Source organism: Streptococcus sp. HMSC072C09 (assembly GCF_001813105.1).
Lineage (GTDB): Bacteria > Bacillota > Bacilli > Lactobacillales > Streptococcaceae > Streptococcus.
Genome location: NZ_KV811500.1, coordinates 143719 through 153851, shown reverse-complemented (window position 1 = coordinate 153851; position 10133 = coordinate 143719). Strand labels below are relative to the sequence as shown.

7 protein-coding genes and 1 pseudogene are annotated in these 10133 nt (G+C 40.3%); 1 reads left to right on the top strand and 7 read right to left on the bottom strand.

The window, feature by feature from the left end; genetic code table 11:
* Nucleotides 1–135 precede the first annotated feature (135 nt).
* Nucleotides 136–399, bottom strand: coding sequence for a type II toxin-antitoxin system RelB/DinJ family antitoxin (locus tag HMPREF2893_RS05180; RefSeq protein WP_070674791.1), 264 nt, complete (start codon nt 397–399; stop codon nt 136–138).
* 190 nt (nt 400–589) lie between these two features.
* On the opposite strand from HMPREF2893_RS05180, the gene HMPREF2893_RS05175 reads away from it, so the two are divergent.
* Entirely contained in the window at nt 590–2173 is a 1584-nt protein-coding gene (locus HMPREF2893_RS05175; RefSeq protein ID WP_070674788.1) for an ATP-binding cassette domain-containing protein, read from the top strand.
* Nucleotides 2174–2182: 9 nt separating this feature from the next.
* On the opposite strand, the gene HMPREF2893_RS05170 is transcribed toward HMPREF2893_RS05175, so the two are convergent.
* The 6 genes and pseudogenes from HMPREF2893_RS05170 to HMPREF2893_RS05145 all read right to left on the bottom strand — a co-directional run.
* Nucleotides 2183–3046: a helix-turn-helix domain-containing protein gene (locus HMPREF2893_RS05170; protein WP_070674785.1), complete on the bottom strand. Its 864-nt coding sequence runs from the start codon at nt 3044–3046 to the stop codon at nt 2183–2185.
* Between the two features lie 289 nt (nt 3047–3335).
* Complete coding sequence (locus HMPREF2893_RS05165; RefSeq protein ID WP_070674782.1) at nt 3336–7730, bottom strand: PolC-type DNA polymerase III; 4395 nt, start codon at nt 7728–7730, stop codon at nt 3336–3338.
* A gap of 163 nt (nt 7731–7893) precedes the next feature.
* Nucleotides 7894–8451, bottom strand: a complete 558-nt coding sequence (locus HMPREF2893_RS05160) for a hypothetical protein (protein WP_070448960.1) — start codon at nt 8449–8451, stop codon at nt 7894–7896.
* 430 nt (nt 8452–8881) lie between these two features.
* On the bottom strand, nt 8882–9286 hold the full coding sequence (locus HMPREF2893_RS05155; protein WP_049482422.1) for a DUF5082 family protein: 405 nt from the start codon (nt 9284–9286) through the stop codon (nt 8882–8884).
* 9 nt (nt 9287–9295) lie between these two features.
* Nucleotides 9296–9850: a DUF3592 domain-containing protein gene (locus HMPREF2893_RS05150; protein ID WP_049482417.1), complete on the bottom strand. Its 555-nt coding sequence runs from the start codon at nt 9848–9850 to the stop codon at nt 9296–9298.
* 8 nt (nt 9851–9858) lie between these two features.
* A pseudogene (locus tag HMPREF2893_RS05145) lies at nt 9859–10133 on the bottom strand (hypothetical protein); the annotation flags it as partial.

Here is a 10133-nt window from a genome sequence, read left to right as displayed (position 1 = left end):
TTCTAACGAATGACCGATTTCTGTCCCACTCTCTGTCATCGACTCTTTCAAGGCTGAACATAAGCTGGCTAGAGCAATCGCTCCCGAGAGCATGGCGGTGGAAAGGAACAACACATGGTCTGCCACTAACGAATCTTAAGCACGCAGGTCCTCCATCAAGTCTGAAACTGATTCAAAGGGTTGACTCATATTCCGATTTTGCTCTACATCCGTTACGACTTGGAGCAACTTCCCATTATCATCTAATCGAACATCAAAAGGTAAGCCCTGATATTGAATAGCCTGACGGAGAAAAATGTTGATGGCTGTTGTCATATCCATCCCTAAATGATTAAAAATCTGTTGGGCCTGTTCCTTAACCTCACTATCCAAACGAATACTCATACTCGTCTTAGACATACTCTCACCTTCTTTCTATTGATTATTATAACAAAGAGAAGGATATTGTAAATCCATTGGATATACAACGGATGTCTATAAGCCAAAATATAGTAAAGAAATAAAATTAATGTCCCAAATATGGGAGATCTCAGCCTGAGTTTTAGTTTTAGAATATAATGTTGCTATCATAGATTAAGAGGTGAAAAATATGAACCAGATTACGAAACAATATAAATTACTATATTTCTTGATTATTTTATTAAGTTTGACAAGTGCTCTTTTAATGACATTCTTCTCTCTGCAATTAGGAAGAATACTTGATAGTATATCTAATTCAAATAGTGGATTACTCTTTCATATCACTATTTCTGTAGGTTCGATTTTACTGTGGTTCTTGATTTCTTGTTTCTATTCCTATTTTAAAAACCAATATGTAAAAAAAGTTATTTTAGATCTAAAAAGGAGTCTCTTATTACATTATTTATCGCGTGAATTTAATCAAATTGACAACCGTAACCATTCAGATTTCTTAAATAATATCACCAAAAACAGTGACCTTATTCAAGAAAATTTATTAATCCCTAGAATCTCTCTAATCTCAAATTTAGGGAGCCTTATCATGAGTGTGGTTGCTATTATTTATATAGAATGGCGATTAGCATTAGTCTTTCTTTTATTGTCGAGTATAACGGTTTTCCTATCACAAATTCCTGGAAAGTTAATGACTAAAGCAACTAATAATTATTCTCTACAAAATAATCACTATTTATCAAAAATGACAAACTTTATTGATGGTTTTGAACAAATTAAGTTATTAAATATTCAAAGCCGGACCCAAGAAAAAATTCAGGGAATCAGTTTAGAATTTGAAGAGTCCAGAAAAACATATCAATTCTTAAAAGACTTAGCTTCAACTACTGGAATTTTACTAAGTTTTGGCTCTCAACTATCCTGTATGGTCGCTGGTATCTTTTTTGTAAGAAATAACTTACTGACTATTGGATTACTCGTAGCAAGTATTCAATTATTAAACGGTGTTTTTGCTCCATTACAATCTATTCTTTACAATAAAAATTTAATCAGCAGTAGCAAGTCCATTATTGATAATATCCAAGAAAATCTATATGAGACAAATCATGGAACTTTCCATAAAACAAGTACAATTGATTGCGATAACATTTCGACCATTTCTATTAGCCAATTACATTATGAAATTGAAAATAAAATATTATTTGATCATTTTTCCTATGAATTTAAAAAAGGCAAGCGCTATGCAATTATAGGTGCTTCAGGAGCTGGGAAAACAACTTTAGTAAAATTAATACTAAATTATTATCCAAAAAATCTTTATGATGGAGAAATAAAAATCAACGGAAAACAGAATATTGATATTCCCTCAGAGGAGTTATATAAAGATATTGCGTTTGTGCAAAAAAATGACTTTCTAATTGAAGGCAATATTCTAGAGAATATCAAATTGGCTAGAAACCTTCATTTAACTGAAAAATTAAGAAAATCCTTAGGTTTTAATGAAGACTTCCTTCGTAAAAACCTAGCTCAATCAAAGCAAATCATTTCAGAAGGAGAAAAGCAACGAATTGATTTAGCTAGGTTTTTAGTCAAAACATATTCAGTTTATATATTTGACGAACCTACAAGTAACCTTGATCCAATAAAAGCAAAAGAAATAATGGACTACATTCTATCCATTAAAGATGCAATTGTTATTGTCATTACTCATGATCAAAATCCAAAAATATTGGAAGAGTTTGATCACGTTATTACCTTATAGGTAAATGGCCTAGTCTACTAAATGAATGATGTGTTTCTCAAAGTATTCTTTGTAATTTTTGTAGATTGTTTTATTGAAGAGTTCGAAAATTTTTAAAGCTTCTTCGATTTTTAAAAGTGATTTTTGATTATGATAGAATTTCAGTTCCAAATATCCATCTAAATACAGCAAAATAGTTTGTTCAAAAAAATCTGTGGAATCCGCTAATATATTCTTCGTAGCCTGTTTTAAAAATAAAGATTCCTCATATAAGTCGTTCTCAATCATTATAATCCAAGAATTGAGAAGTAGTTGAATGAGAGATTGTCTATTTCTAGGTATAGAACTATACAACTTCCCTTTGTTGAGCGCCTCTTTGGCATATCTAAATAATAAATCTGGAGATAGAACACGACAGCAATTTCCAAGGATGAGCGTTTCGTAATAACCCCAGTTTTCAACAGAAAATAAATAGTTTGTAAGATAAGAGGCGTCTTGTTGACTCAATTGATGATTCTTATCCATTCCCGAAACAATACTTTCAATGAAAATAGCATTTAATTTATGGTAATGAGAATTTGTCCCATGAAAAAGTTCTATTTCTTTCTCTACCATATCTAGTAATGCTTGAGCATCTTCATTATATGCAGCCTGTTTAACATAAGCTATTAAGGTATTAAAATCCGAAGGTTGATAATGATTACAGATAAGCAGAAATTCTTCTAGTGTTACTCCTATTCTTTCAAGAAGATACAATAACTTAAAGACAGAAATCTCTGTTTCTCCTAATTCAAATCTAGATATTTGAGATTTTGAAATTTCAGCACCTGCTAATGAAGAAATAGAAATCCCCTTTTCTTCTCTTATTTTCCTATAAGTTTCACCTAAAATCATACTTATCTCCATTCCATATCGAAAAGTTATTAAGGTATAGCAAACACTACTTCCGTTAAGCTTACTCTTGTTTGAGAGTATCATTATTAGTAATTTATAGCAATCATTTTTGATAATTTCAATATATAACTTCCTAAAGTTTTAGTCTTTGGATAAAAACTTACTTATACTATATCATATCTAAAAAGCAGTAGAAATGAAAATCATAAAAAATCATCTCTACTGGTTTTACTGTTAAGTCTTAATTAGATGAAACTTAGTCGGCTTATTTGAACAAGTTGACTTTAAATTAGAACAAATCATCAAACAAACTCAACTGGTTATCCTCTGGCATATTGCCAAGAATGCCCATCTCATCCATCTTTTCAACCAGGGTGGACGAAACACCGCCGCGCTTACGGAGTTCTGTTTTAGAAAGGAATTCTCCTTCTTCACGCGCCCGCACGATCTGCTTGGCAACGTTCTCTCCTAGACCATCCATAGCGACAAATGGCGGAATGAGGGTGTCCCCATCAATCAAGAATTCTGTCGCTTGACTGCGATAGAGGTTGAGCTTGCCAAACTTGAAGCCCCGCTCCCACATTTCATTGACAATCTCAAGGGTGGTGTAGAGGTCGATCTCCACATTGGAAGCTTCGTTGTTCTTGCGTTTCTCAGCAATCTCCTTCATCCGCGCTTTCACGGCCTCAAGGCCTGCACCCATGGTCTTGATGTCAAAGGCTTTGGCCCGAATCGAGAAGTAGGCACAGTAATAATAGAGAGGATGATGCACCTTAAAGTAGGCCACACGAAGGGCCATCATAACATAGGCCGCCGCATGGGCTTTGGGGAACATGTACTTGATCTTCCCACAGGACTCGATGTACCACTCAGGAACATTGTTTTCCTTCATGGCTTGGATATAGCCATTGCGCTCTTCTTCAGAAATCTTAAGCCACATGCCTTTCCGCACCCGCTCCATGATGGTAAAGGCCATTTTTGGATCTAGGCCAGCGTGCATGAGGTAAACCATGATGTCGTCCCGACATCCAATAACGGTTGATAGGTCGGCAATTCCTGCCTTGATCAAGTCTTGGGCATTTCCCAACCATACGTCGGTACCGTGAGACAAACCAGAAAGCTGAAGCAACTCGGCAAAGGTCGTCGGATGGGTTTCATCCACCATGCCCCGAACGAAGTTGGTCCCAAACTCTGGGATTCCCAGCATACCAGTTGAGGTACCGATTTGCTCCGGTGTGACTCCTAGGATATCGGTTCCTGAGAAGAGGGCCATAACACCTGGATCATCCATAGGGATATCATTTGGATCAATGCCTGACAAGTCCTGGAGCTTCCGAATCATGGTCGGATCATCGTGTCCCAGAACATCGAGCTTGAGGACGTTCTCGTCGATATCGTGGAAGTTAAAGTGGGTGGTCTGCCATTCGGCTGTCACATCATCGGCTGGGTACTGCACAGGAGTGAAGTCATAGACGTCCATATAGTTTGGAATAACAACGATTCCCCCTGGGTGCTGACCGGTCGTCCGTTTGACCCCAGCTGCACCAAGAGCCAAGCGCTCGACCTCGGCATCTCGGTAGTACTTGCCATAATCCCGCTCATAACCCTTGACAAAGCCATAGGCCGTCTTAGCAGCCACAGTACCAACCGTTCCTGCCCGGAAGGCATATTCTTCCCCAAAGATATCCCGGACATCCAAGTGGGCACTCGGCTGGTCCTCCCCTGAGAAGTTCAAATCGATATCGGGTACCTTGTCTCCATCGAAACCAAGGAAGGTTTCAAAGGGAATATCCTGTCCATTTTTGCTGAGCTTGTGACCACAGTTTGGGCAGTCCTTATTAGGCATATCAAAGCCGGAACCGTAAGAACCATCCGTGATAAACTCACTGTACTGGCACTGACCACAGACATAGTGAGGCGAGAGCGGATTAACCTCGGTAATCCCGATCATGGTCGCGACAAAGCTGGACCCAACGGATCCACGCGATCCAACCAGGTAGCCCCGCTCATTGGAACGGTGCACCAGCATCTGTGAAGCCAGATAAATCACGGCAAAGCCATTCCCCAGGATAGAGGTTAATTCCTTTTCAATCCGCAAATCGACAATATCAGGGAGCGGATTACCATAGATCTCAAAGGCTCGCTTATAGGTCAATTCCGCAACTGTCTCTTCGGCCTTGTCGATAAAAGGCGTATAGAGGTCACCCTTGACCACTTCAACGGGTTCAAAGATTTCTGCCAGTGCGTTGGTATTTTCAATGACCAATTTTCGCGCCAAGTCTTCTCCTAGAAAGGCAAATTCATCCAGCATTTCATTGGTGGTTCTGAAATGCGCTTTAGGAAGTGGCGCTGGCTGGGCATCTTCTCCATGCCCGATGGTCCGGTTGATCATAGCCCCTTGACCGAGACTGCGGACAATGATCTCCCGATAGATTTCATCTTCTGGCTCCAGATAATGGACATTTCCTGTCGCAAGAACGGGTTTGCCGAGGCGATCTCCCACCTCAATCAAGCTCTTGATAATGGTCTGGAGCTCGTCCATGTCCTTGACCTGCTCCTTGGCAATGAGAGGTGCATAGATAGCCGGTGGCATGACCTCAATAAAGTCGTAGTACTTGGCCACTTCGACCGCCGCATCCACGCCTTGTGACATGACCGCATCAAAGACTTCCCCTTCTGAGCAGGCCGATCCAAGGATCAAGCCTTCGCGGTGGGCATCCAGCACAGTCTTGGGAATCCGTGGGACTCCTTCGAAATACTTGGTCCCAGAAAGCGAGACCAGTTTAAACATATTCTTAAGTCCGGTCTGGTTCTTGACATAGAGAGTCGCATGCTTGACCCGGGCCTTCTTATAAGAATTCTCATCGATCAAATCGATATTCAAATCCTTGAGATTGGTCACCCCATGCTTTTCAGCGACTTCTTTGATAAAGATAAAGAGCAGGCGCCCCGTTGCTTCCGCATCGTAGTTGGCCATGTGGTGGTGCTCCAAAGCGACCCCAAACCGCTTGGTCAAAGGTCCCAAGCCATGCCGTTTAAAATCTGGGTAGAGGTTACGGGCAAATTCCAGGGTATCGATGACTGGTTGGGTAATCTTTGGTAAGCCATGACGCTCATAGTTAGCATTCATGAAGCCCACGTCAAAGGTGGCATTGTGGGCGACAAGAACCGTTCCCTCACAGAAAGCCTGAAATTCCTTCAAGACCTGTACCAAGGGCTTGGCCCCACGGACATGCTCGTTGGTGATCCCTGTCAATTGGGTCGTAAAAGCCGACAAAGGATGGCCCGGGTCAATAAACTCGTCAAACTCCTCAATGACATTGCCCTTGTACATCTTAGAAGCGGCGACCTGGATCAAGTCATTGTAGATGGCTGAAAGTCCTGTCGTTTCCACGTCAAAGACCACATAAGTCGCTTCATTGAGGTCTAGATCCACCTCGTTATAGGTGATCGGCACCTTGTCCTCTACGATATTGGCTTCCATCCCATAGATCAGCTGGATCCCAGCCTTCTTGGCTGCTTTAAAACCATGCGGGAAGCTCTGCACATTGCCATGGTCGGTGATGGCTACAGCCTTGTGGCCCCACTCAGCTGCCTTGGCAACCAGCTCTTCGACTTCCGGCAGGGCATCCATGGTCGACATATTGGTATGGGCGTGGAATTCCACCCGGCGCTCGCCTTCTGGCATCAGGTCCTTGCGGGTATAATGGACGACTTCCTGGATGTCTTGGACATTCATAGTTAAGTCACGCGTGAAATTGTTCATTTCGATATTTCCCCGCACCCGTAGCCAGCTGTTCTTCTTGATCATGTCAAACTTCTGGGCTTCTTCCTCATTTTTAACCCATTTCTGAAGGGAAAAACTCGAGGTATAGTCGGTCATCTTAAAGCTGATCAGGACCCGACCAGTCCGCGTCACCTTGTGCTCCACGTCAAAGACCACACCCTCAAAGACAATCCGGTTCTCTTCTGTCGTAATCTCGATCATCGGAGTGATCTCGGCCTTGTCTAGCTTAGGTTTAGCTGCCGCTTTCTTAGCCTTGAAGTCAAAGACCGGCTTTTCTTCGACTGCTGGTGGCGGAGCCATCTGAGCCAAGGATTCCATAGCCCGCAAAGTCTCCTCATTGGCTGCTTGGAAGATCTTTTCATTTTCCTCTTCAAAGCGCGCTACTTCTTGCTCTGTCAACTCCTCATCAGACTCCACCCGACAGGTGAAATGCGGAAAACCAAAGGCTTCCAACTGTTTGGCAAGGTTAGGCAAATGATTCTTACGAAAATGCTCTGTATCGACCGAAGAAGGCCCTGAGATGATCAATTCCTGACCTTCCGCGCGCACCTGCAAGTCTTGGTAAAGCCCCTTAAAGCCTTGACTCGCGCAAGGTCCATCCTCAAAGACCTCCCGGTAGTAGGCCTGCAACAAATCCTCAGAAAAGTCCGGATTCGCCACTTGGATGGTAAAGGTCGCTTGGTTTCCCGTCTTTGAAAATTCGTCCTTCAAGCGCTGGCGCAATTCCTTAAACAAAGCAATCGGCAAGACTTCCGCAAAGGCAAAGCGGAACTCCCAGACCCGGCTGACCTTATGCACCACGACTTCTTGAATCTCCGCATGCAAAAAGGCACTGGAAGATCGCATCTCCAGCGGCATATCCAGCTGATCCATTAAAATTTCAAAGGTGTTGGACATTGTTTCTCCCTTGATCTTGATTCTTTTGCTCGCTTTTGAGTAGCCCGATTTCTATGCAAAACAAACCATTCAAAAACATTCGTAACCCTTATTTTATCACAATTTAAGGATTAATTCGAGGGAGAAGTGAAGACAAAAAAATCACCGATAGGACAGTGATTTCTCAATGATTGGTCAACAGCAGGCAATCCTGATCATTCCCCACTTGTTGCCTCTGTTTCTGAGCTGAACTTGGTGTCCGAAGTAGGTCCTTCATCTGAGACTGGACCGCTTCTCTTGAGCTTTGTTCTTGCTTTTGGATATTCTCCATAGCAGGCTGCAACTTCTGCCGGATTTCCACTTTCTCCTCTTGCTCTTTTTGCGCTTGGAGGGTCGGACGATACATAGCAAAGAAAGAACCGATGACCACGATCAAAGCGATCAGACTCACCCCATAGCGTTTTGACTGTTCCTGAGAGTCAACCTTGACGCCTTTGACCGACACCTCCTTCCACTCCGGATGCTCTTTCTCAAAGGCATCTTTCTTAGCCTTGGTCGGCATGACCAAGACTTGGTTCATTAAGGAAATCATCCCCATAACCACAAGCAAGTAGGGAATATAGCGCGATTGATTGAAGATCATAACGATCAATAACACAAGACCGATCCCTGCAATCCCCACATTAAAAGCAAAACGCATCCAAAATTCTTTCTTCAGCTGTAAATAAGTTTCTTTAGACATCGGTCACTCCTTATCCATCATTTATACTTCATCCCTTACTATCTTATCGAAATTTAGTTTGAAGATCAAGTTAGTCACTGGGTGGAGAGAGTTGAGGGGGATTTCGTTTCACAAAATTAACAAAAGATAATATAGAAAAACTATGATCGGTACACAATACCTAGAAATTAATCATAGTCTTTCTACTTAAATTGATAATTTTTCCCTTAAAATACACTATATTCTAAGGGAAAATCTTTCTGGTAAGGGATAAATTTTTATTGCTTAGAATATAAAAAGATTGAAGAAAATTATCCAAAATGGCTTTTTTCTTCAATCTGAGAAAGAATCAGTTATTTCTTTCTTAGTTGTAACTTTTCATCAATCATCCACAGTTGATAAAAAGCCTTTTAAATTCAACTCTAGTAATAAACTTCAGAAATATAGCGTATTAATTAACAAAACTTTCAAACCATCCACTAATATTATTCAATAATATACCTAATTGACCAATAAATCCATCTTGTTCCATCGCTTTATTTTCATACTCGTTTATTTTATTAAGCAACTTATCTATATTTTCATTCATCGCTTTAATACTAGAATCAAAATTCTCAATTAGATCTTCTGCTGGAGTAACAAATTTTGTACTATGAAGATTACCCGTCCATGAATCATCATGTTCGTTTTTCTTAGTATCCAAAGATTTTTTCTGTTTTACAAATTCACCCTTGATAGTTCTTAATTCTTCATAGATTTTTTTTACTTCTCGAGCTTTCTTCAAATATTCTTCTTTTTTTGATTGTGCTGCACTAATCTGTGATCGAATTGCAGCTTGTTGACTAGATTTTGACATGATCCCTCCTTAATTTGCTTTCCAATTGTATATTATAGATAAAATAGTAAGTGTCACAAAAACGATCATATAAACGATGTAGAGAATGAGAAAGAGAAGAGCTAACTTTTTATACAGTTTATCTTTATTACAAAAACGTTCAACATAAGACTCTTTTGGATTTTGAGGATTATACCAGACGGTCATGGTGGATCCTTTAGGAAATGCTTCTTTTAAAACGTTTGTGTAAGAGACAATTGAGTTTCTAGAAATCACTAAATTTTCACCCAAAAGATCCGGTGTATCAGCTACCGCCTTTCGACTCATCCAAGGAGCCGATTTCACTACGGTCCAACGGTATTCCAATTGCCTCTTATAAGCTATTCCATCAACAATATATTCTACAATGGGTGGAATCACTTGTTTTGCGTATGCATAGCCAACAACAATGCCATCAACCCGTTCTGTTGATAGATTTTTCCTTCTTGCAAAACGCTTAGAAATGTAGGAGTAAATGAAGAAAGCAGTTAGGAAATAGATCGACCCGCCCCCTATTGCAAAAAGAAATATAATATATAATGGCATTTTTTAACCTACTTCTTTACTTTTAAATCCGACATCTCTAATGACATCTTTTCTTCTTGTGTCATGGTCTCGACAATTTGTTTTTGCTCGCTGGATATTGGCAAGGTCAAAATCGTAGCAGATTGATCCGGCAATACTCCACTGTCACTAATTTTATAGCCAATCCGTTGATGTTGATAAATGAATTGCCCATCATATTTCCAACTCAATGAAAATTCAAAATCCTTATCAATTTGAAATCCAGCTTTATTAATCAATAGAAAAACGGCATATTCTTGTTGAT

What these genes read in the sequence shown, in the direction of transcription:
- HMPREF2893_RS05180 (WP_070674791.1), bottom strand. Translation starts at nt 399, where the DNA reads ATGTCTAAGACGAGTATGAGTATTCGTTTGGATAGTGAGGTTAAGGAA.
- HMPREF2893_RS05175 (WP_070674788.1), top strand. Translation starts at nt 590, where the DNA reads ATGAACCAGATTACGAAACAATATAAATTACTATATTTCTTGATTATT.
- HMPREF2893_RS05170 (WP_070674785.1), bottom strand. Translation starts at nt 3,046, where the DNA reads ATGATTTTAGGTGAAACTTATAGGAAAATAAGAGAAGAAAAGGGGATT.
- HMPREF2893_RS05165 (WP_070674782.1), bottom strand. Translation starts at nt 7,730, where the DNA reads ATGTCCAACACCTTTGAAATTTTAATGGATCAGCTGGATATGCCGCTG.
- HMPREF2893_RS05160 (WP_070448960.1), bottom strand. Translation starts at nt 8,451, where the DNA reads ATGTCTAAAGAAACTTATTTACAGCTGAAGAAAGAATTTTGGATGCGT.
- HMPREF2893_RS05155 (WP_049482422.1), bottom strand. Translation starts at nt 9,286, where the DNA reads ATGTCAAAATCTAGTCAACAAGCTGCAATTCGATCACAGATTAGTGCA.
- HMPREF2893_RS05150 (WP_049482417.1), bottom strand. Translation starts at nt 9,850, where the DNA reads ATGCCATTATATATTATATTTCTTTTTGCAATAGGGGGCGGGTCGATC.